Source organism: Asanoa sp. WMMD1127, assembly GCF_029626225.1.
Taxonomy (GTDB): Bacteria; Actinomycetota; Actinomycetes; order Mycobacteriales; family Micromonosporaceae; genus Asanoa.
Genome location: NZ_JARUBP010000001.1, coordinates 2,892,377 through 2,914,703, shown reverse-complemented (window position 1 = coordinate 2,914,703; position 22,327 = coordinate 2,892,377). Strand labels below are relative to the sequence as shown.

At 71.1% G+C, this 22,327-nt stretch carries 12 protein-coding genes; 9 read left to right on the top strand and 3 right to left on the bottom strand.

Going from position 1 to position 22,327, the window contains the following annotated elements; all coding sequences use genetic code 11:
• Nucleotides 1–50: 50 nt before the first annotated feature.
• The 8 genes from O7635_RS13945 to O7635_RS13910 all read left to right on the top strand — a co-directional run bounded on the left by O7635_RS13945 (nt 51) and on the right by O7635_RS13910 (nt 9,444).
• Nucleotides 51–575: a hypothetical protein gene (locus tag O7635_RS13945; protein ID WP_278080834.1), complete on the top strand. Its 525-nt coding sequence runs from the start codon at nt 51–53 to the stop codon at nt 573–575.
• Entirely contained in the window at nt 572–1,639 is a 1,068-nt protein-coding gene (locus O7635_RS13940) for a peptidoglycan-binding domain-containing protein (RefSeq protein ID WP_278080833.1), read from the top strand. The genes O7635_RS13945 and O7635_RS13940 overlap by 4 nt, the downstream gene beginning before the upstream one ends.
• Entirely contained in the window at nt 1,636–2,292 is a 657-nt protein-coding gene (locus O7635_RS13935) for an ABC transporter ATP-binding protein (protein ID WP_278080832.1), read from the top strand. Before O7635_RS13940 ends, O7635_RS13935 begins: the two co-directional genes overlap by 4 nt.
• The gene (locus O7635_RS13930; protein WP_278080831.1) at nt 2,289–3,518 is read left to right on the top strand and encodes an ABC transporter permease; all 1,230 of its coding nucleotides are present in this window, start codon (nt 2,289–2,291) and stop codon (nt 3,516–3,518) included. The genes O7635_RS13935 and O7635_RS13930 overlap by 4 nt, the downstream gene beginning before the upstream one ends.
• 160 nt (nt 3,519–3,678) lie before the next feature.
• Nucleotides 3,679–4,653 (top strand): ATP-binding cassette domain-containing protein, encoded by a 975-nt coding sequence (locus O7635_RS13925; protein WP_278080830.1) that lies wholly within the window; start codon nt 3,679–3,681, stop codon nt 4,651–4,653.
• Nucleotides 4,654–4,664: 11 nt separating this feature from the next.
• Nucleotides 4,665–5,306 carry a methionine ABC transporter permease gene (locus O7635_RS13920; protein WP_347405333.1) on the top strand — a complete coding sequence of 214 codons (642 nt, stop codon included), beginning with the start codon at nt 4,665–4,667 and terminating at the stop codon, nt 5,304–5,306.
• A gap of 13 nt (nt 5,307–5,319) precedes the next feature.
• On the top strand, nt 5,320–6,141 hold the full coding sequence (locus O7635_RS13915) for a MetQ/NlpA family ABC transporter substrate-binding protein (protein WP_278080828.1): 822 nt from the start codon (nt 5,320–5,322) through the stop codon (nt 6,139–6,141).
• Nucleotides 6,142–6,222: 81 nt separating this feature from the next.
• Nucleotides 6,223–9,444: an FG-GAP-like repeat-containing protein gene (locus tag O7635_RS13910; protein WP_278080827.1), complete on the top strand. Its 3,222-nt coding sequence runs from the start codon at nt 6,223–6,225 to the stop codon at nt 9,442–9,444.
• Nucleotides 9,445–9,488: 44 nt separating this feature from the next.
• Here the strand turns inward: O7635_RS13910 and O7635_RS13905 are convergent, their stop codons facing one another.
• On the bottom strand, nt 9,489–15,641 hold the full coding sequence (locus O7635_RS13905) for an RHS repeat-associated core domain-containing protein (protein WP_278080826.1): 6,153 nt from the start codon (nt 15,639–15,641) through the stop codon (nt 9,489–9,491).
• A gap of 200 nt (nt 15,642–15,841) precedes the next feature.
• On the opposite strand from O7635_RS13905, the gene O7635_RS13900 reads away from it, so the two are divergent.
• Entirely contained in the window at nt 15,842–18,934 is a 3,093-nt protein-coding gene (locus O7635_RS13900) for a BTAD domain-containing putative transcriptional regulator (RefSeq protein WP_278080825.1), read from the top strand.
• 39 nt (nt 18,935–18,973) lie between these two features.
• On the opposite strand, the gene O7635_RS13895 is transcribed toward O7635_RS13900, so the two are convergent.
• Nucleotides 18,974–20,593, bottom strand: coding sequence for a hypothetical protein (locus O7635_RS13895; RefSeq protein WP_278080824.1), 1,620 nt, complete (start codon nt 20,591–20,593; stop codon nt 18,974–18,976).
• Nucleotides 20,594–20,597: 4 nt separating this feature from the next.
• The gene (locus O7635_RS13890) at nt 20,598–22,232 is read right to left on the bottom strand and encodes a hypothetical protein (RefSeq protein ID WP_278080823.1); all 1,635 of its coding nucleotides are present in this window, start codon (nt 22,230–22,232) and stop codon (nt 20,598–20,600) included.
• Between the last annotated feature and the right edge of the window lie 95 nt (nt 22,233–22,327).

Genomic DNA, 22,327 nt, shown 5'->3' with positions numbered 1-22,327 from the left:
CCGGCACAGCGGGTCGCGTCCAGGCGGCCCGCCCGTTCTGGGGAGAGGTCATGAAGAGAAGGCTCCGCCCGGCGTACGCGGCGGTCCCGATCGCCTTCCTGCTGGCGCTGGCCGGTTGCGGCGGCGCCGGTGGTGACGACGGCTCGATCGCCTCGGTCGGCGGCACACCCACGGCGGCGGCGAGCAGCAGCGAACCACCGCTGGAGGACATGCAGGAGCGGGCGCTGAAGTTCGCGCAGTGCATGCGCGAGCACGGTGTCGACATGCCGGATCCGGAGTTCGACGGCGGCCGGATCAGCCAGCGGATCAACGCCGACAAGGGCGTCGACGTGGAGGCCGCGCAGGAGGCGTGCAAGGAGTACGCGCCGTCCGGGCCCGGTGGGGGCAAGCCCGACCCGCAGATGCGGGAGCGGATGCTGGCTCACGCGCAGTGCATGCGCGAGAACGGCGTCGAGAGCTTCCCGGACCCGGCGCCCGACGAGGCCGGCATCCGCATCGACGGCAAGGTCGGCTCGGACCCGGACTTCGAGAAGGCCCAGAAGGCGTGTGAGGACAAGCTCGGAGAGCCGAAGTGACGGGGCGGCGCGGTGCGAAGGTCGTCGGCGGGGCGGTCACGGTGCTCGCAGTCGGCGCCGCGGCCGCGGCCACGATCGGCTTCGGGTCGGGCTCCGGCTCAGAGGGCGCGCCGGCGGCGGAAGGGCCGCCCGCGACGGCGACCGTGACGCGGGAGACGCTCGACGACACGCAGAGCGTCGACGGCACGCTCGGCTACGGGGACACGACGGCGCTGACGGGGCGGTTGGCCGGCACGGTCACCTCCCTGCCGTACGCCGGGTCGGTCATCGCCCGTGGCAAGCCGATCTATCGGGTGGACGACGACCCGGTGGTGCTCCTGTACGGCGGGCTGCCGGCGTACCGGGCGCTCGGGGCGGGCGACGAGGGCGCCGACGTGCGGCAGCTGGAGGCCAACCTGCGGGCCCTCGGTTACGACGGGTTCACGGCCGACGACTCCTACACCTCGGCCACGGCGTCCGCGGTGCGCGAGTGGCAGGAGGATCTCGGCGTCGCGGAGACCGGGCGGGTGGAGCTGGGCCGGGTCGTCTTCGCGCCGGCCGCGATCCGGGTCGACAGCGTCACGGCGAAGCTCGGCGGCGGTGCGGGGCCGGGGCAGGAGGTGCTGGCGTACACCGGGACCAGCCGGGTGATCACCGTGCAGCTCGACATCGGCGAGCAGCGGCTGGCCCGGAAGGGCACGGCGGTCTCCGTGGAGCTGCCGGACGGGAAGCGGGTCGACGGCGCGGTGCGGCGGGTCTACACCGTGATCGAGGCGAGCGACGACCCCAACGGCGAGCCGGAGACCAAGATCGAGGCGCAGGTGTCGTTGACGGACGGGAAGGCGGGCGCCGGCCTCGACGTCGCGGCGGTCGAGGTGACCTTCACGGCGGCGCAGCACGAGGACGTGCTGACCGTGCCGGTGGCCGCGTTGGTGGCACTGGCCGAGGGTGGCTACGGCGTCGAGCTGGTATCGGGGGCGACGAGCCGTTACACCCGCGTCGAGACCGGGCTCTTCGCCGGCGGCCGCGTCGAGGTCAGCGGCGACGGGATCGTCGAGGGCGCCACCGTGGGGATGCCGAAATGATCGAACTGCGCGACGTCTCGAAGGTCTATCCCGGCGGCGTGACGGCGTTGCGCGACGTCACCCTGTCGTTGGGCACGCAGGAGCTGGTCGCCATCGTCGGGCCGTCCGGCTCGGGCAAGTCGACGATGCTGCACCTGCTCGGCACGCTGGACGCCCCGACGGCGGGCTCGGTCACCATCGACGGGCACGAGGTGTCCCGGCTCTCCGACCGGCAGCTGTCCGCGCTGCGCGCCCGCCGCATCGGCTTCGTGTTCCAACAGTTCCACCTGGCCCCCGGTGTCAGCGCGCTGGACAACGTCGCCGACGGCCTGTTGTACGCCGGGGTGGCGCGCGCCGAACGCCGCCGCCGGGCGGCCGCCGCCCTGGACCGGGTCGGCCTGGCCCACCGGCTCGACCACGAGCCGCACGAGCTGTCGGGCGGAGAGCGGCAGCGGGTGGCGATCGCCCGGGCCGTGGTCGGCGAGCCGGCCGTCCTGCTCGCCGACGAGCCGACGGGCAACCTCGACTCGGCCGCCGGCGCCGGGGTGCTGGCGCTCCTGCGTGACCTGCACGCCGGCGGCACCACCGTCGTCGTGATCACCCACGACCGCGACATCGCCGCCGAGCTGCCGCGCCAGATCCGCATGCACGACGGCGAGGTGGTGGCGTCATGAGCGAGGCGGTGCGGCGCCGTGGGCGGTCCGGGCGGCTTTCGCCGGCGCGGATGGGGTTGCGGGACGTGGTGCGGGTCGGGGCCGTGGGCCTGCGGACCCGGCCGACGCGGGCCCTGCTGTCCGCGCTGGGTATCGCGATCGGGATCGCGGCGATGATCGCGGTGGTCGGCATCTCGTCGTCGTCGCGGGCGGACCTCGACCGGGAGCTCGCGGCGCTCGGCACCAACCTGCTGACCGTCAGCCCGGGCCAGTCCATCTTCGGCGAGGACGCCAGCCTGCCGCCGGCGGCGGAGTCGATGATCGAGCGGATCGGGCCCGTGCGGTCCACGTCGGCGATCGGCGTCGTCGAGGGCGCAAGCGTCTATCGGTCGGACCGCATCCCGGCGGCGCAGACCAACGGCCTGGCCACCTATGCCGCCCGGCTCGACCTGCCGGCGGCCGTGTCCGCGACGCTCCGAAGTGGAGTGTGGCTGAACGAGGCCACGCAACAGTATCCGGCGGTGGTGCTGGGCGACGCGGCCGCGCGGCGGCTGGGGATCAGCCGGGCCGGGCCCGAGGTCGAGATCATCGTGGGCGGCGAGCGGTTCGTGGTCGTGGGCATCCTGGCGCCGGTCGCCCTGGCCGAGAACCTGGACAGCGCCGCGATCATGGGTTGGCCGGTGGCCGAGCGGCTGTTCGGCTTCAACGGGCATCCGACGACGGTCTACACCCGGTCGGCCGAGAGCCAGGTCGAGGCGGTCCGCGCGGTCCTCGGCCCGACCGCGAACCCCGAGGCGCCGAACGAGGTCGACGTCTCCCGTCCGTCCGACGCGCTGCGCGCCCAGCAGGCGGCCGGCGCGGCGTTCACCGGGCTGCTGCTCGGCCTCGGCGCGGTAGCCCTGCTGGTCGGCGGCGTCGGGGTGGCCAACACGATGGTCATCTCGGTGCTCGAACGGCGTGGCGAGATCGGCCTGCGCCGGTCGCTGGGTGCCACCCGGGGCCAGGTCCGCACCCAGTTCCTGGCCGAGTCACTGCTGCTGTCCGCCCTCGGCGGCGTCGGCGGGATCCTGCTCGGGGTCCTGGTGACCACGGGGTACGCGGCCTACCAGCACTGGCCGACCACGGTGCCGGGCTGGGCGACGGCCGGCGGGCTGGCGGCCACCGTGCTGATCGGTGGCGTCGCCGGGCTGTACCCCGCGATCCGGGCCGCCCGGCTCTCCCCGACGGAGGCGTTGGCAGCACCGTGACGGATGAGGCCGCTGATACTGCACCTAACTAGTAGGATATGTGGGTTTGCTCACGTTCGGTTGAGTGAAACCGCCTCCAGGCTGCACGGTGAGTGGTCGTGGATCCGCATCACGCGGGTCCACGACCGTGTCTCCAGAAGTCAGGACGGCGAACCCCACCGTGATCCGCATCGACGGTCTACGCAAGACGTACCGGGGCCGTGGTGGCGAGGTCGCCGCCGTGGCCGGTGTCGACCTGACCGTGCGCGCCGGCGAGGTCTTCGGCGTGCTGGGGCGCAGCGGCGCCGGTAAGAGCACGCTGCTGCGCTGCGTCAACATGCTCGAACGGCCCGACGCCGGGACCGTGACCGTCGACGGCGTCGACCTCGGCGCGCTCAACGAGACCGGCCTGCGGGCCGCCCGGCAGCGGATCGGCATGATCCATCAGCATTTCGCGCTGCTGTCGTCGCGTACCGCCGCCGGGAACGTCGCTTTTCCGCTCGAGGTGATGGGCGTGCCACGGCGGGAACGCGCGGCCCGGGTCGCGGAACTGCTCGACCTGGTGGGCCTGCGCGACCGCACCGACGCGTATCCGGCGCAGCTCTCCGGCGGTCAGAAGCAGCGCGTCGGGATCGCCCGGGCGTTGGCCGGCGAGCCCAAGGTGCTGCTCTCCGACGAGGCGACCTCGGCGCTCGACCCCGAGACGACCGGCTCGATCCTGGCGCTGCTGCGTGACCTCAACCAGCGCCTCGGCCTGACCATCCTGCTGATCACGCACGAGATGGAGGTCGTCAAGCGGATCTGCGACTCGGTGGCGATCATGAGTGACGGCCGGATCACCGAGGCGGGCCCGGTGCACGAGCTGTTGGCCCGGCCCGACTCGGCGCTCGCCCGCGGCATCTTCCGGCTCGGACCACCGCCGGACCTCCCCGGCGCCACGGTCGTCGACCTGACGGTCGTCGGCGACGGCACGCTGCTCTCCGACGTCGCCCGCGCGCACGACGTCGACGTACGCCTGCTCGATGGTGCCGTCGAGACGCTGGCCGGCGGGCGCGCGGGCCGGCTGCGGATCGCGCTGCCCGGCCCGCCGTCGGCGAACGAGGCGGCGGTGCGGCAGCTCCGCGCCGGCGCCGTCGCCGTGGAGGTGCACCCGTGACCTGGACCGAGATGTTCCCGCTGCTGTGGGAGGCGACGAAGGAGAGCGCCTACATGGTGCTGGTCGCCACGCTGCTGACCGCCGTCGGCGGCCTGCTGGTCGGCGTCGCGCTGGTGCTGACCGACCGCGGCGGCCTGCTCGCGGCTCGCCCGGTCAACGCGCTGCTCGGCCTGATCGTCAACATCGGACGGTCGCTGCCGTTCATCATCCTGCTCGTCGCCATCATCCCGTTCACCCGGGCCGTGGTCGGCACGACGATCGGCACCTCGGCCGCCATCGTGCCGCTGGTCGTCGGCGCCATCCCGTTCTACGCCCGCATCGTGGAGACCGCGATCCGCGAGGTCAGCCGCGACGTGATCGCCGCCGCGCGGGCGATGGGCGCCTCCCGCCGCGAGATCGTCGTCAAGGTGCTGCTCCGCGAGGCGCGCCCGGGCCTGGTCGCCGGCCTCACGATCACCGTGATCGCCCTGGTCGGCTACTCGGCGATGGCCGGCGTGGTCGGCGGCGGCGGGCTCGGCGACCTGGCCATCCGCTACGGCTACCAGCGCTTCGAGACCGAAGTCATGATCGCCACCGTCGTGCTGCTCGTCGTGTTCGTGCAGCTCGCCCAGATGCTCGGCGACTTCGTCGCCCGGCGTTTGTCACACCAGTAGAAAGGCACTCATCGTGCGTCGCACCATCGCCACCGTCCTCGCCACCGCCGGTCTCGTCCTGGGGCTGGGCATGGCCGCCTGTGGCTCGGACTCCGCCGCCTCTTCCGCCGACGCGCCGCTCAAGGTCGGCGTCAGCCCGGTGCCGCACGGCGAGATCCTCCGGTACGTCGCGGACAAGCTCGCGCCGGCCGAGGGACTCAAGCTCGACATCGTCGAGTTCAACGACTACATCCAGCCCAACGTGGCCCTGCAGGACAAGCAGCTGGACGCCAACTACTTCCAGCACGTCCCGTACCTCTCCGAGGAAGTTGCCTCGAAGGGCTATGAATTCACGGCGCTGAAGCCGGTGCACATCGAGCCGCTCGGCCTCTACTCGAAGAAGGTCGGCAGCGTGGCCGATCTGCCGGTCGATGGCGTGGTCGCCATACCCAACGACCCGTCGAACTCGGGGCGGGCGCTGAACCTGCTGGCCGCCAACGGCATCATCACGCTCAAGGACGGCGCGGGCGTCAAGGCCACCGAGGCGGACATCGCGTCGAACCCCAAGAACCTGAAGTTCGAGGCGCTGGAGGGCGCGCAACTGCCCCGCAGCCTGGAGGACACCGCGGCGTCGGTCATCAACGGCAACTACGCGATCGAGACGGGCCTGACCCCGGCCAAGGACGCGCTGGCGCTGGAGAAGGGCGAGAACAACCCGTACGCGAACCTGGTCGTGGTGCGCACGGGCGACGAGAACGACCCGCGGATCGTCAAACTGGAGAAGCTCCTGCACTCGCCCGAGGTCAAGAAGTTCATCGAGGACAAGTACGCGGGGTCCGTGCTGCCGGCCTTCTGACCGAGCGGCGACCGGCAATTGACCGGCAGTTCGCGACCGGGCACGGGCCGGTGAACCACTGCCCGTCGCAGGCTGAGCCGCATGACATTCATCGGAAGGCGCAGGGGTACGGCCCGGCGTGCCCTGGCGGTCGGCACCGTCGCGGGCGTCGCGTCGGCGCTGCTGGTCGCATGGCCGGTCGGCGCGCAGGCGGCGGTGACGTCGCTTCCCAACGGTGCGCTCATCTATCAGGCGGGCGACAACGAGGGCTTCGTCAACGTCTACGCGGCCGACAGCAACGACTCCGTCGACCGCTTCCCGACGTTCATGAACGGCGACGACCAGCTCGTCACCGGTGACGTCGACGGTGACGGCGTCGAGGAAGTCGTCGTCATGGGCACGGCGACCGGCGGCGTCACCGTCTTCAACGAGGGCGTCGGTCGCGATCCGTTCGCGGCGTACGCCAACGAGGGCGACGACCTCGCGACCGGCGACCTCAACGGCGACGGCGTCGAAGAGATCATCATCGCCGGCGACGAGGACGGTGGCATCGAGGTCTACAACGAGTTCGGCGACCTGCTCTCGAGGTTCGACACCAACTTCGACGAGCACGACATGCTGGCCGCCGGCGACCTCGACGGTGACGGCGTCGAAGAGATCATGTACGTCGGCGACGGCAACGGCGACCTCTACGTGCGCCGGATGGACGGATCGGAGTTCGTCACCGGGTTCTTCGACACGGGCTTCAACGCCGACGACGCGTTCACGCTGGGCGACGTCGACGGCGACGGTGACGTCGAGGTGCTCATCGCCGGTGATGTCGGGCACGACGTCGACATCTTCGCCTACCGCGGCGCACCGGTCGTAGGTGGCGGAAGCTTCCAACCAGTAGGGCAGATCGTCGACACCTCGTACGACGAGCACGACGGTTTCGCCGCCGGTGACGTCGACGGCGACGGCTACGACGAGGTGCTGGTGGCCGAGGACGCGGGCGGCGACATCCACATCTTCGATCGCGCCAGCCAAGAGGTCTTCTGGCTGGACGGGACGGGCTTCGACAGCGGCGACTTCCTCGCGGTTGGCGGCAGCCCTGACGTCGACGCCGACGGCATTCCCAACACCGTCGAACGCCGCGGCGTCTACGACAGGTTCGGCAACCTGAGCCTGTCACCGGCGCCGTACGGGTTCGGCCCGTGCCGCCGGACCATCCTCACCAAGAACGACTGGATGGCCGACGACGGCGGCCACGTGCACAAGCCCGCGGACGCGATGTTCCAGCTGGTGAAGAACGCCTTCCACAACGCGCCGCTGCCGCCGACGTCCAAGTGCCCGTTCCCCGGCTCGCCGGGCGCCGGCACAGGCGGCATCGTGCTGGTGACGTTGCCCGGTGACCAGCTACCGCACGAGAACACGATCAGCACGTCCGAAAAGGACATCTACGCGGACTTCAGCGACATCCGCGACGGGTCGAACCTCAACGGGAACAACTTCGGCGGGACCGACAAGCTGCGCGACGAGTGGCGGCCGTGGGTCCACTATGTGCTGTGGGCACACAAGCTGCACAGCACCAACGACGACTACGCCGGCCTCGCGCCCGGGTTCGGCAAGGACTTCATGATCAGCCTGGGCAACGTGAACGGGAACATCGGCAAGCCGGAGGGCCAGGCGGCCACGTTCATGCACGAGCTGGGCCACAGCCTCGGTCTTCACCACGGTGGTGCCGAGGACGGCAACTTCAAGCCGAACTACATCAGCATCATGAACTACGCATTCCCGTACGGGCTGATGCCGGGCAACCGGCTCGACTTCTCGCTCGGCGCGCACCCCGACCTCGACCAGTCGGACCTCGACGAGGCCACCGGCATCCAGGACGACGGCGTACAGACCTCGTGGTATGCCTCGGGAATCCAGCAGTGGGGCACCGGCCGGCCGCTGAACTGGAACTTCGACGACGACGACCTCGACAACGACGGTGTGCTCGAACCCGACGCCCATGTCGACGAGGACATCAACGGCGACCTCGGCGGCATCTGCGTGTTCTCCGGCAAGAACGGCACCATCGAGTCGCCGACGGCCGGCGACGACAAGCCGGGCACGGTGATCCAGCGCGGGTTGACCGGCGAGAAGGTCATCCACGCCGGTGCCGACTACATGTGCGAGACGACGGTCGCGGACGGCACCGACGACGTCCAGGAACAGCCCGCCGGCACCGAGATGCAGGTGCTCGAGGACCACGACGACTGGCACCACCTCGACTTCCGCCGGCCGGTCGCGACGAACGACGACGAGAGCCCGGCCGAGCTCACCCAGGAGGAGCTGGAGGAGATCGCCACCTCGTCCGAGCAGGCCGCCTACCCGGACCGGACGCTCACCTTCGGCGCCACACCGGCCGGCACCCACACCGGCGCGTCGACGGTCGTGCACGATGCCGCGCGGGTCTACGTGACGCACTCGTACCACCCCGACGACGACCCACACGGCCAGCCGACCATGGGCGAACTGGTCGTGCTCGACCGGAAGACGTTGCGGGAGATCAAGCGGATCCCGGTCGGCCATGAACCGACCTCGATGGCCGTCAACCCGGTCACCCGCAAGCTCTACCTGGTCAACAACGGCCCACTCAGCTACAGCGTGGCGGTCATCGACCTCGACAGCCTCACGGTCAAGGCGACGATCCCGATCACGCAGGGGCCGGGCGAGATCGCGGTCAACACCAGGATCAACCGGGTGTACGTCACCAATTGGTACCGGGAGCGCGTCGAGCTGATCGACGGCGCGACCGACACCCTGCTGGCGCCCGTGCACGTCGGGCCCGGTCCCGTCGACGTCACCGTCGACGAGAAGACCAACACGGTCTACCTGGCGATGAACAACAAGTCGTACGACCCGAAGGTCAACGCGCTGGGCATCCTGAACGACAACGGGGTCAAGGTCACGGTGCAGCCGAAGGTCGAGATCCCGACCGCGACGCAGCCCCGCTCGGTGGCGGTGGACGACAAGCACGTCTACGTCGGCAACCTGGGCGGTGGCGGCGTGCACCCGAGCGTCATGGTCTTCGACAAGTCCACGAAACAGCACGTGAAAACCATCAACACGTACGGCGTGTGGTCGCTCAGCCTCGACAAGACGGCGGGCGTGCTCTTCGCCGGCACGGACCGCGGCGTCGACATGATCAACACGACGTCGCTGAAGGTGGAGCGGCACATGGAACCCGGCACCACCCCGCTGCGGGTGAGCGCCGGCCAGGGCCACGAGCTCTACGTCGGCAACCGCGAGGGCGAGCTGCGCCGGATGTCGTACTCGAGCGGCGAACCGGTGACCTGACCGGGCGAGGGCGGCGCGGAGAACCCGCGCCGCCCGCTTTCCGGTCAACCGTTGAAGTAGCTGTAGGCGTCCTCCCCGTAACAGGCGACGTTGGAGACCTCGCCGAGGCCGGGGAACCAGCCGGCGGCGAAGCAGCCCGTGTCGATGATGAAGCCGAGCGCGTCGTTCGCGTCCTCCTCCATCTGCGCGTAGTGGTCGCTGAGGATTCCCAGGACCTCGGCCTGGGCCTCCATCCGCGCCTGCTCGCCCTGGGTGGTGATGGCCATCATCGAGAGGAAGTCGAGCCCGCGGTCGATCGAGTCACGGCTCACTCCCTGCGCCAGCTGGTCGTCGATGATGTTCCCGACCTCGTGCGACTTCAGGCCGATCGCGCTGCTGATCCAGAGCCAGCGGCCCTTCCACTCCAGGAACTCCACCCGCGAGCCCTCCCACGACGGGATGCCGCGGAAGTTGTCGATGCTGTCGAGGACGCCCTGGCGGGCGCCGGGCAGGAACGCGTGGTCGACCAGCTGGCCGATCACGCCCCGCTGGTAGGTGATGACGCCGGCCTGCCAGCGGATCACCCGGGCCTGGAACCGGATGATGCCCGCCTGCTGCGCGACCACCCGCCGCAACCGGCTGATCTCCTGCCGTTGAGCGGCCACGACCCGCTCCAGGTAGGCGACCCGCTCCTGGAGCTGCTGGATGATGCTCGCCTGCCGGGAGATCTCCGCCTCCAGCGCCGCCACGTAGGACAGCAGTTGGTTGATCTGCTTCTGCTGCTTGCGGATGATGCCCTGCAGGTCCTCGATGTGGTTGCCGAGGCGGCCGATGTGCGCGACCAGCTCCTTGTTCTGTGCGCGCAACTGGGCGTTCTGCCGCTCCAAGCCCCACATCTGCGCCGAGTACGTGCCGCTGGGGTCCGCGTAGGTGGTCGGGTTGTTGACCCCATAGGCGTACGGGTTCTGCGTCTTCGGTCGCGCGGTGTCGTACAACGGATCGGCCGAGACGAAGACCCCGATCGTCGCGTCGTAGTACCGCGCGTTGAGGTACGACAGCCCGGTCGACGCGTCCGCGAACTGGCCCAGGAACCCCCGCTCCGTGTCGAGTCCACCGCTCGAGGCGCGGACCCGGCCGTACGGGGTGTAGGCGCGTGTCGCTGTCGGTGTGGTGCCGGAGGTGGCGGCCAGCTCGACCGAGCCACCCGGTGCGGAGGCCGGGTACTGCACACCACCCGGTCCGCGAGTGGCGACCAGTTGGCCTTCGAAGGTGTACGTGCGCACGGCCGTCACCGAGGTGCCGGCGGCGTTCGCGGTGACCTCGTGACCCGGCAGGTAGAGCGTGGCCCGACCGTCGGGCGTGCGCCGCAGCAGCCGCTGGCCCTCGGCGTCGTAGACGTACGCGGTCCGCCCGCCCGGTCCGGAGACCGAGGCGAGCCGGCCTTGCACGTCCCAGCCGAGGGTCTCGGTGCGGCCGCCGACCGTCCGGCTGGTCAACGCCCCCACGCCGTTCCAGCTGTAGCTGTCGGCGCCGACCTTGGTGGGGGCGTGTGGGCGGGCGGCGCCGGTCGCCGGATAGGTGTAGCCGGTCGTGACGCCGTCCTCCACCCGCTCGAGCATCCGGCCGTCGACGCTGTATCGATAGGTGTGCGCGTACGGCTGGGCCCCGGTGCCGGCCTGGCCCGCGGCGCACGAGGTGGTCGAGTCGACCGTGTGCGCGGTGACGAGCCGGCTCCGCGCGTCGTATCCGTAGCACTCGCGCCAGCTCTTGTCGTGCAGCCGGGTCAGGTTCTCGGTCACGTTGCCGGTGCGGTCGAACGACATCGTGTGGGCCGCGACGATCCCGTTCGGCGCCGCGGAGCCGGCCAGGTACGTCTCGGTGCCGCTGGCGCGCTGGTCGTCGTCGTACGTCCAGCGCCGCGCCAGCCAGGTGCCGCCGCCCGGTCGCGGCCCGATGCCGACCGAGGTCTTGCGTCCGCGATCGTCGTATCCCACGTTCCACACGTACTCGGTCAGCCCCGCCAGCCGGGTCGGCAGCCCCAGGCTGTTGTAATCGGTGACCAGTTCCTCGGCCGGCAGTCCACCGATCGCCGGCAACGTCTGCCGGACGACCCGGTCGGCGCGGTCGTAGGACTGGCCGTAGGCGTACGTGCCGGACAGACCGGGAATCCCGGCGGGCACTGTTATCCGCGTACCGGTCGGACGGCCCTTGTCGTCATAGCCCGCCACCTCGGAGACCCAGTCACCCTCGGCGGTATGGGTGGTGACGCGATGGGGCTGGCCCTTGCCGCCGGCCGCCGTGTCGTAGCTCCACGATGCGAGCAGCGGCCCGGTGGCCGAGCCCGCGCGGCGCTGCGTCGTGCGACCCAGCCCGTCGTAGCTGGTGACGATCGTGCCCCGGCCGTCCGCGACGACGGTCTGCCGGCCGGCGTCGTCGTAGCCGAACAGCGCGCCGCCGCGGTTCGGATCGGACTGGCCGGTCCGCCAGCCCGCCAGGTTGTAGCTGTAGCCGATCTGGTTGCCCGCCGGATCCTTGACGGTCAACAGCCGGTCGGCCAGGTCGTAGGTGTAGGTGCTGGCCGCCCAGCCCTGCCCGTCGTGCTCGGCCGCGGCGATCCGCCGACCGAGCCCGTCGACCTGCTCGCGGGCCTGGCGGCCGTCCGGTCCGGTGACCGTGACCGTGTCGAGGCCGTAGGCGGTCCTCGTCGTCGCGTACGGCGTCGAACCGTGGAACCGCTCGGTGCGGAGGGTCCGACCCAGCTCGTCGTACTGGTGCCGGGTCAGGTTCTGCCACGTCGTGCTGCCGATGTAGGAGCCCGGCGTCGTCGCCACCGCCTGTTCGGCGATCTCGTCACGGACCCGGCCCTGGTCGTCGTAGGTCTGCCCGGAGACGATCGTGTAGCCGTTGACGGGTGACAACAGCTGCGTCTGGCGTTCCCTCCACAGCCCGTCGTAGACCACCCAGGAGTCCTCGAATCGCGCCCCTTCGCAGCACCGCTCCTCGGACACCAGCCGCTGGGTCCGCACCGTTCGGCGCGGCACGTCGTACGCGAACTTGATCGAGGGTTCCGCGAACGCCAACGGCTCGGTCGGCAGCCAGACCGCGGTCAGCCGGCCGAACTCGTCGTAGCTGTAGTCGGTGATCCGGCCGTTGACGTCGACCTCCCGCTTGGGCACGCCGAACTGCGGGTGCCACTCGGTGGTGGCGGTGTGTCCCAAGGCGTTGGTGATCGTCGTCCGCACAGCGGCGTGGGCACTCTTGCCGCCCGCCGCCACCGCGTACGCCGTCGTGCTCACCGCTCCGGTGGGGTCCGTCACCCTGGTCGCCCGCCCCAGCGCGTCGTACTCGGTCGCCACGACGCTCCACCGGCCGGCCTCCACCTGGGTGCGCTGGCGGGTCGGGTTGCCACGTTGGGGCGCGGCGCCGAGCGTGGTGCTTCCGTCGTAGTAGGTCTCCGCGAGCGTGAGGACCGTAGCCGAGTCACAGCCGCCCGCGACCCTCTTGTTGACCGCCGGATAGTTGAACATCCCGAGCGCCGGGTTGTCGGCGTAGGTCGTGATGGTGCAGCGTTCGTCGCCGCCGGTGTCGAGCCAGCCCTCCTCGTGGACGCTGGTCGGCTGGAAGTGGGCGTTGTACGTCGTGGTGCTGCGCCGTTGCCGGCTCGCGGTGGCGGACGCGTGCACCGTCTCCATAGTGGACGTCTGACCGACCCACTCCGCCGCGTAGAGGTAGTCCTCGGCCTGGTGGGTGGTCCGGCGCTCGTAGCCGTAACGGCGGCTCTGCAGCACCTTGCCCGAACCGTCGGCCCGGGTGCCGTACTGCTCCTCCTCCAGGGTCTTGCCGGCCAACGCGCGATGGTCCCGGAACGAGGTCTGTCCGTCGAACGTCGTCACCGTCACGTCGCGCTTCTCGAGGGGCACCCAGTCGTCGCCGTCCTTCTTCAGGATCGGGTCCTGGTCCCAGCCGCGGAAGATCCGCAGGCGGGTCTTCGCGTCACCCCTCGTTATCGTCGCCGTGCCGTAACCGCGCCAGGCCGACCAGCCGAACTCGTCCTCGTCCCGGGCGAACGCGCTGGAGTCGAAGGCCCAGGCGGGGTCGCCCTCGTAGTTGTACGCCGTGGTCAGCAGCGTCCCGTCGCCCGGCAGCTCGGTGACGGACGAGACGAGGTACTTGTGGAAGACACCGGTGCGACTGAAGTCACCGTCGACCACCCGCTGCGGGAAGCAGTCCCGCACATTCTCGTCCCAGCGCGGGTGCGGGTCGTAGTTCTGGTCGCAGAACCGGTTGCTGCCGTACGTCACCGTGGTCCGCGCGCCGAACGGGTTGGTGATGGTGTCGATCCGGTTGTGCCGCATCGCCTTGGGGATGTTCGCGTCGTGGTCGGCGCGGTTGTCCTTCCACTTGTAGGTGAACCTCGTGTGCGGATACGCGTTGAGCTTCCCGAACGCGATGCCGGCCTGTTGGATCGATTCCAACTGGAGTTTGCGGGCCACGCCGTCCGCCCCGGTGCCGAAGCTGTGATAGAGGTTGTGCTGGGCGACCTTCTCCCACACCGTGCCGATCCGGACCTCCGACCGCACGGCCGCGTACCGCTTGGTCAGGAAGAACGAGGGCGCGTAGACGGTGCAGGCCGCGTCGGCCGTGCACATCAGGTCCGAAGGAACGTCGGGGAACGCCGCAGTCCCCGCGTTGGGAACCGGTTCCGGACAGTTCTGCACCAGGAACCCGCACCGCCATTGCAGCTCGAAGACCACCCGGCCGGCATAGTTCGCGGAGTCCCAGTCACGGCCGCCGTAGTAGATCTCCTTGAGCAGCGCGCCGCGGTGGTAGGGCTTGTTGCCACCGATGCCGCCGACGGTGTTGTAGTGGTTGGTCTCGCGGTCGTACACGAAGGACGAGACGTTGCCGTCCGGGTCGACGACGCGGTCGAGATACCACCGCCAGCCCTGGTCGCAGCCGCCGACCGTGTCGTTGCGGCCGCGGCAGGGTTCGCCGGCGTGGTCGGCGAGCACCGGCACCGCCAGGATCGAGTTGGTCTGCTGCCCCGGCATGTGGCCGTAACCGAAGAAGTAGACGGTGCCGTCCGGACCGGTGACCTTCCAGTGCTGACCCTGGTGGATCGTGGTGTAGGGCGCCCCCGTGAGCCGCTGGATCCGCCAGCCCGGATCGGACTGCACGACCCACTCCGTGCCCGCGTCGTTCTTGGGGATCAGCGGCCCGGAGATGCCCGCCAGCGAGATCGTGGCGTTGTCACCCTTCCAGCACAGGTCGCTGGTCTTCACCTCGACGTAGCAGGGCTCGTAGCGGCGCTCGATGAACGCGTTGGCGAAGTCGGACCAGCCCAGCCCGGTCGGCGAGGCCTGGGTGTTGCTTGCCACCGTGAGCCCGTCGATCGCGCCGGACGAGTAGCCCAGGCCGACCGACGGTGGGCTGCCGCCAGCCGGCGCCGGCACCGAGATCGGGTAGGAGTAGCTGAACTCGCCCGAGCCCGGCGCGACCTGCCACCGGCCGGACACCGACAGCGGTGTGGCCGCGAACGTGCCCTCGTCACCGCCGGGCGCCGAGGCGAGCGCGTACACCGCGGACTCCCCACCCGCCACGACGTCCGCGACGTCGGCCACCAGTGTCGAGGTGGCCCGGTCGAAGCGCGCGGGCAGTGCGCGACCAGTGAGCCGGCAGTCCGTTGCCCGTGGCTGTGCGATCGCGCACCCCGGAAGAGCGAGCAGGCGGAGCCGGTCTGGATAGCTCGACCCGTAGGCCGCCGCGAACCCGGCATAGTCGACCGACAGGGTGGCCGGCAGCTTCGCCCGCGACTCCCCCAGGTCGGTCACCGTGAAGGCGTAACCGGAGATGCCGGCCCGCTGGGCCGTCGCCCGGTCGAGCACGTCGATGCGCAGCGGTCGGCCGGCGGTGTCGCCCGCCTTGGCGGCCACCCGGACCGTCGGCTTGGCGGCCGCCCGTGCGCCGGTCGGCGCGGCGGCGACGCCGGCGGCGCCGAGCCGGACCTCCCAGCGGTTGGCCGCCGGGAAGGCCACCTCGGGGGTCGGCGTCGGCTTGCTGGCGCCCAAGGGCGCCGCGCTCGAACCGCGCCACGGCACGGCGCCGGGCAAGGGTTGGCGGGACTCCAGCTCTGTGACCCACCCGGGTCGCATGGCCGCGGCCGCGGCCGGGTCCGGCGGTGTGGCGGCCACCACCGGTGACGTCAGGCCGACCAGCACCGCGGCTGCCGCGGCCCCGAACCGTCTCCCCCCGACAGTTCCTCGTGTCCTTCGCACTGTCCCCTCCTCCGTGCGCACACGCGGTCACACATCGATGACCGTCGTGTGTACGGTGAGGGTGGACGCTCCGCGTCCGCTCCACGTTTTCTCCATGCCGTTCGCCACGCCGCCGCCGCGGCCGGGACCGACGGAGGCGCCTGGTGCGGATCCGACTGCTCGGTCCCGTGACCGGCTCGGTCGACGACCGACCCGTCAGCCTCGGCCCGCGCAAGCAGCGCTTCCTCCTCGCCGTGCTGGCACTCGAGGTCAACCATTTCGTCCCGGTGTCGCGGCTGATCGACCTCATGTGGCCGGACGGGCCACCGGCCAGCGCGCGGGCCATGGTCCACACCTACGTCAGCGGGCTCCGGGCGGTGTTCGACGGCCACCGGGCCGGCGACGGCGATCCGGAGCTGATCGGCGAGCCGTCCGGATACCAGCTCCGGGCCGACCGGGCGGCCGTCGACGCGCACGTCTTCCGCGACCTCGTCGCGCGTGCCCGCGCCACGCGATCGGCGGAGCAGGAGGCCGCGCTGCTGGGTGAGGCGCTCGCGCTGTGGCGCGGACCGGCGTTGGCCGGCGTCACCACCGACCCGATCCGCCTCCGGCTTTGCGGGCATCTCGAGGAGGCGCGGCTGCTGGCGGCGGAAGATCGGGCCGACGCCCTGCTCCGGCTCGGTCGCCATCGGCAGCTCGTTGACGAGCTCCTGTCGCTGGTGGACGCGCATCCCCAGCGCCAACGGCTGGTGGCCGCGCTGATGCTCGGGCTGCACCGGGGCGGCCGCACCGGCGAGGCACTCGGGGTCTACGACCGGGCCCGGCGCGCCCTCGCCGACGAGCTCGGCCTCGACCCGGGCGACGACCTGCGGGGACTGCACCGGGCGATCCTGCGCGACGACCCCACGCTCGGCACGCCGGCGCCCCCTTCGCCCGCCGCGGTCGAGCGCGGGCCGACCCCCGGCGCGGACCGGCCGGTCGGCGACGCGCCGGATCGGCGCGGCGGGCCGGGGCGGCCCCGACAGCTTCCGGCCGACCTGGCCACCTTTACCGGTCGGCGCCCCGAACTGGCCCGCCTGACGGCAGGCTGGCCCGGCGACGCGTCCGGACCGCCGTCCACTCCCCGCCTGGTCGTCGTCGAGGGCATGGCCGGCATCGGCAAGACGGCGCTCGCGGTGCACGCCGCGCATCGGTTGAGCCCACATTTCCCCGACGGGCAGCTCTTCGTCGACCTGCACGGATTCACGCCCGGCGGCCTTCCGATGGCGCCCGGCGACGCACTCGACCGCATGCTGCGGGCGCTGGGTGTGCCGGGCGCGATGGTGCCGGAGGAGCTGGACGACCGGGCGGCCCTCTGGCGCACCACGCTCGCGGGTCGACGCGTCCTGCTCCTGCTCGACAACGTGGCCGACGAGCGCCAGTTGATCCCGCTGCTCCCGGGGACGCCGGGTTGCCTCACGATCGTCACCAGCCGCATCCAGCTCCCGGGGCTCGACGACGCCGAGCCGGTGCCACTCGACCCGTTCGCCCCGGACGAGGCGGCGGCGCTGCTGGCGCGGGTCAGCGGCAGCGCCGCGCCGACCGCGGAGCTCGCCGAGATCACCCGGCTCTGTGGACACCTGCCGCTGGCGATCGCCATCGCCGGCGCCCGCCTGCGCGGTCGAGCGGGCTGGACGCCCGGCAGTCTCACCGCCCGGTTGCGCGACCACCAACAGCGGCTGGGTGAGCTCGACGCCGGCAGCCGGAGTGTGACCGCGGCGATAGAGATGTCCTACCTGCAGCTGGACGACGATCGACGGCGAATGTTCCGGCTGCTCGGGCTGCACATGGGGCCGGACATCGACGCCCTCGCGGCCGCGGCCCTGGCCGATGCGGCGCCCCATGCGGCGCACCGGCTGTTGGCCGGGCTGCTCGAGGCGAACCTGCTGCGCCAGCCCCGCCCGGAGCGCTACGAGATGCACGACCTGGTGCGCGCGTACGCGGCCCAGCTGGCCGGGCGGATCGAGTCGACCGACGAACGGGCGGCGGCGCCGCGGCGCTTGTTGGAGCACTACCGCTACGCCGCCTGGCTCGCCTGCGAGGAGCTGTATCCGCACGAGCGGTTCCGGCGACCGCGCCAGATACGGCCCTCGACGGCGGTCCCGGACGTCCACGACCCGGCGCGGGCGACGGCGCTGCTCGACGCCGAGCTGCCCAACCTGCTCGCGGCCGCCCGCTGGGCGCTCGACAACGGTTGGCCGGCCTACCCGATCTCGGTCGCCGCGGTCCTCCAGCGGCACCTGGTGGTCCGTGGACTGTTCGCCGACGCCGAGCGGCTCAACGGGCTGGCCCTCGACGCCGCGGTCGAGTCCGGCGACCGCGCGGCGGAGGCGCGCGCGCTCAACGATCTCGGGCTCAACGACTTCAACCGTGGTCGCTACCGTTCCGCCGACGAGCTCATGCACAAGGCCCTCGTGGTGGAGAGCGAGGTGGAGGGCCCTTACGTGGGCCCACGGGCGGTCGGTGGCCTGGGCCTCGTCGACCTCCACCTCGGCCGGTGGGACGACGCCCAGGCCCATCTCGAAGCCGCGCTGGCGCTCTATCGTGCCGCCGGCGACCACAGCGGCGTGACGAGCGCGCTCATCAACCTGGGCATCGTCGGCGGTCAGACCGGCCGTTGGTCGCTGGCCGAGCGCTCCTTCCGCGAGGCCCTCGAGCAGGCCCGGGCGACCGGCAACCGGTCCGCCGTCGCGCACATCCTGACGAACCTCGGACTGCTGCTCATCGAGGCCGACCGGCCCCTCGACGCGCTCGACCACCTCCGCGAGGCACTCCAGGCCCACCGCGAGACCGGCGGGACCCGCGGTGAGGCCAACGCGCTGGGCAACATCGGGCTCGTCCTCGCGCGCACGGGCGACTGGGCCGGCGCCCTCGCCCGACATGAGGAGGCGCTCGACCTCTTCCGCCGGACCGGCGCCCGCGGCGGCGAAACAGAGTGCCTCAACGACCTCGGCCGGGTCCTGCACGCGCTCAACCGCACCACCGAAGCGGCCGCGCGGCACCACGAGGCCCTCACGATCGCGGAGGAGTCCGGCGACCGCTACCAGCAGGCACTCGCACTCGACGGCTTGGGCCTGGCCGACGTGCTCCGTGGCGACGACGACGCCGCTCGGGCCCGGTGGGGGGCCGCCCTCGACATCTTCGCCGAGCTCGGCGTGCCGGAGGCGGTGGCCGTCCGGGGCCGGCTCGCCGATCTCGACCCGACCGCGGCCCGCTGACGGACGCAGGCCCGCCCTCGCAGGCGGGCCTGCGCCGGGTCAGCCGTCCGTGACGGTGAAGACCAGCGGGCCGCCGGGCACCGGCTGGCTCGCGGGGTCGCCCAGAACGCCGTAGCTGGAGGTAGCGTCGATGGCGTCCGTCAGGGTGAAGCCGATCGTGTATTCACCGACGCCCAGGCCGTTCCAGCCGAGCCAGAGGTCGGTGGTGACGGTGCCGTCCGCCGCCTGTTCGCCACTGCAGCACCCCTCGTAGACGACGTTTCCCTCGGCGTCGTAGACGAAGGTCTCCAGGTTGACAACCGGAGCTGTGTTGATCACGGCGTCGACGGTGAGCACAACCGGCCCGTTGAAGAGCTCGCTGAGCGGCAGCGTCGCAGGGGCCAGCGTCGCGCTCAGTGCTGTCGGGGGTTCGGCGGCCGGGATCCGTCTGATCTGGATCTGCGGGTCTGGGGCACCGAAGCGCGGCCCGTAGACCGCGGCGTTGGCGATCCCGTCGACGACCGTGAGACCGGTCAGCGCACACTCAGCGGTGCCCCTGGCGACCCGCACCTGGAGCGCGATGCGGCCCTCCGGCTTGGCGATCGGCCCGCCCCACTGCTGGCAGCCCTCCTCGAACCAGACGTTGAGGCTGGCCACGCCGCGCTGCGCGCCGGTGACCGCCAGGGAGAGCTCGACCGATACGTCCTCGCGCCAGTTGTCGACGGGGTTGGGCGACACGGCGAAGTCGACCGCCCGCACCGTCGAGTTGGACGTCACCGTGACCGACGGAGCCGTCGGGTTCTGGTAGGTCGTGCGGACGCCGGCGTCGTTGAACACGACCAACTGCGACATCCGCCAGTTGCCGGCGTTCGCGCCGGCCGGCAGCGTCACGCGGATCGAGCACCGCGCGTAGGTGACGGTCTGTCCGCCGCCAATCTCGTTGTCGCCGCACATGACGACCCCGCGGGAGTCGAGATTCCGCTCCCACTGGAACGGTGTCGTCACGCTCTGACCGCCCGGGCCGGCGACCTTCAGCGTGCCCTTCCAGAAGCTCGCGCCCCGTTCGTCGATGGTGAACTGGTAGTTGTAGGAAACGGCCTGGTCGCTGACGTAGAGGAACGAGGCGGACGTCGTCGGCGGGTTCCGCATGTCCACGGTCGGGCCGGACGAGTCGACGATCGTCGCGGCCGTGAACCGGTAGCCGGGGAAAGCCTGCAGCTTGGCGGCCGAGACGGTGGTCTCGCGTTCGCCGGCCACGATGGTGACCTTGGTGACCTCCCAGGACGTGGTCGGGGCATCGGAGTAGCGCGGCACCACGAAGGCGTACTCGTACGTCGACTCCTGCGGCGTGCCGGAGACGAAGCTGGCGTCGTACCAGTCCCGGTCGATGCCGTAGTGCACGGTGCGCTCGTGGCCGACCAGCTCGCCGGTCACCGTGCTGCGCGCGCGGAGTGTCGCGACACCCTCGACCGTCTCCGCGTCGGGGTCGGTGTTGGTGACCGTGAAGGTGAGCCGGTTGACGGTCGTGTAGATCTGCGTGGCGTCGACGGTGGACTGCGCGAAGGAGAGCGCCGACACCGCCAACCGTGGCGTCGCGGCCTGTGCGCCGGCTCCGCCAAGGACTGTCGCGGTGGCGACCAGGGCGAGCGTCAACATCCCGCGGATGAGCGATCGAGACATCGGGTCAGCCCTCCGTGATTCGCAGGACCACCGGACCACCCGGCAACGTGTTGCTGTTCGCCACGTCCGGCATGTTCCAATAGCTCCGAAGGCCGGATCGGTCGAACAGCTCGAAGCCGAGCGTGTAATCGCCGGGCTCCATCTCCCAGGGGCTGAAGCGCAGATAGTCGGTAAGGGTGCCGTCAGCGGCCTGCTGCGCGCTGCCGCCGCTCGACTGGTAGACGATGTTCCCGTCGGCGTCGTAGATGTAGACGGGCATGCTGCTGACCGGCGCGACCTTGTTCTCGGCCAGCACGGTGAGCGTGATGACCCGGTCCTGCAGCTCGCTGTGCGGAATCGACGCGGGGTCGAAGGTCGCGCTCAACGCCGTCGGCGGCTCCGTGCTCGGCACGGACTCGATGGAGATCTGCGGGTCCGGCGCCGCCAGGTAGTCGCCGTAGAGGGCGAGGTTGCCGGCACCGTCCCGAAGCACGAGATTGGTCAGCTCGCAGTCGTGGAAGTACCAATATCCCTGATCCACCCGCACCTGGATCGCCAACCGGCCGTCGGGCCGAGTGTAGGGCTGCCCCAGCGAATCGCATCCGGAGCTGAAGTCGACGTCGAGTTGGGAGATGCCGCGGCTGGCACCGGTGACCGCCATCGACAGCTCGACGGTCACTGCGCCACGCCAGTTGTCGACCGGGTTCGGGTCGACGACGAAGTCGCTCGCGGACAGGGTTGAGTTCGAGGTGACGACCAGCGACGGCGCGGCCGGGTTCTTGAACGTGGCGCGGCCGCCGGCGTTGTTGAACAGGACGATCTGCGCCACCCGCCAGCTGCCCGGGTTCGTACCCACCGGGAAGGTGAAGTCGATGTTGCATGGCATGCGGGTGCCGTCGTCGTCGCCGCTGCCCATGCCGCCGCACGTGAGCGCGGTGCTGTAGGGACTACTCCCCCAGGTGATCGGCGCGGTGACGCTCTGCCCGCCCGGACCCACGATCTTCGCGGAGCCCTTCCAGAAGCCGGACTCCCCGTCGTAGATGGTCGTGGTGAGCCCGAAGCCCGACGGCTCGTCCTTGACGTAGAAGTAAGGCTGGCGCCCGTTGTTCATGTCGAGGTGGTCGAACGTCGGTGCGGAGGCGTCGAGAAGCGTGTGCACCGTGAAGCGGTAGCCGGGGAAGGTGCTCAGCTTGGCGCGGCCGACGGTCGCGCGCACGGTGCTCCCGTAGAGGTCGACCTCGGTGACCTCCCAGGTCGCCGTGGCCGAGTCGGAGTAACGCCGCACCGGCACGTGGTAGGCGAACGTCGCCTCCGCGAGCGTGCCCGACACGCGCTCGATCTCGCCGTAGGAATAGTCGTAGTCGAACCGCGCGACTCGCTCGTGGCCCAGGAACTCGCCGGTCACGGTGCTGCGCATCCGCAGGGTGACGGTGCCGCCGAGATTGAAGGGCTCCGGCTCGGTGTTCTTGACCGTGAACGTGAGCACGTTGGTGACGGGGCCCGCGGTCGCGTCGACAGTGGACTCCGCGAACGAGAGCGCGGAGATCGTGATGCGTGGTGTGGCGGCCTGCGCCACAGTGCCGCCGGCGACGGTCGCGGTGGCGACCACGGCGAGCGTCAACGTCCCGCGGATGAGCCCGCGGACGAGGGATCGAGACATGGACAGATTGGTATCACCCGCGGACACCTCCCGTTGCCCCGAGTGAGCAAGCCCGGACAGAGCGGACGACCGACCCCCGCCCCGCCAATTGATCA

Bases quoted from the DNA above. Each gene is read 5' to 3' on its own strand.
- O7635_RS13935 (WP_278080832.1), top strand. From the start codon at position 1,636: ATGATCGAACTGCGCGACGTCTCGAAGGTCTATCCCGGCGGCGTGACG.
- O7635_RS13895 (WP_278080824.1), bottom strand. From the start codon at position 20,593: ATGTCTCGATCGCTCATCCGCGGGATGTTGACGCTCGCCCTGGTCGCC.
- O7635_RS13920 (WP_347405333.1), top strand. From the start codon at position 4,665: ATGTTCCCGCTGCTGTGGGAGGCGACGAAGGAGAGCGCCTACATGGTG.
- O7635_RS13890 (WP_278080823.1), bottom strand. From the start codon at position 22,232: ATGTCTCGATCCCTCGTCCGCGGGCTCATCCGCGGGACGTTGACGCTC.
- O7635_RS13930 (WP_278080831.1), top strand. From the start codon at position 2,289: ATGAGCGAGGCGGTGCGGCGCCGTGGGCGGTCCGGGCGGCTTTCGCCG.
- O7635_RS13910 (WP_278080827.1), top strand. From the start codon at position 6,223: ATGACATTCATCGGAAGGCGCAGGGGTACGGCCCGGCGTGCCCTGGCG.
- O7635_RS13945 (WP_278080834.1), top strand. From the start codon at position 51: ATGAAGAGAAGGCTCCGCCCGGCGTACGCGGCGGTCCCGATCGCCTTC.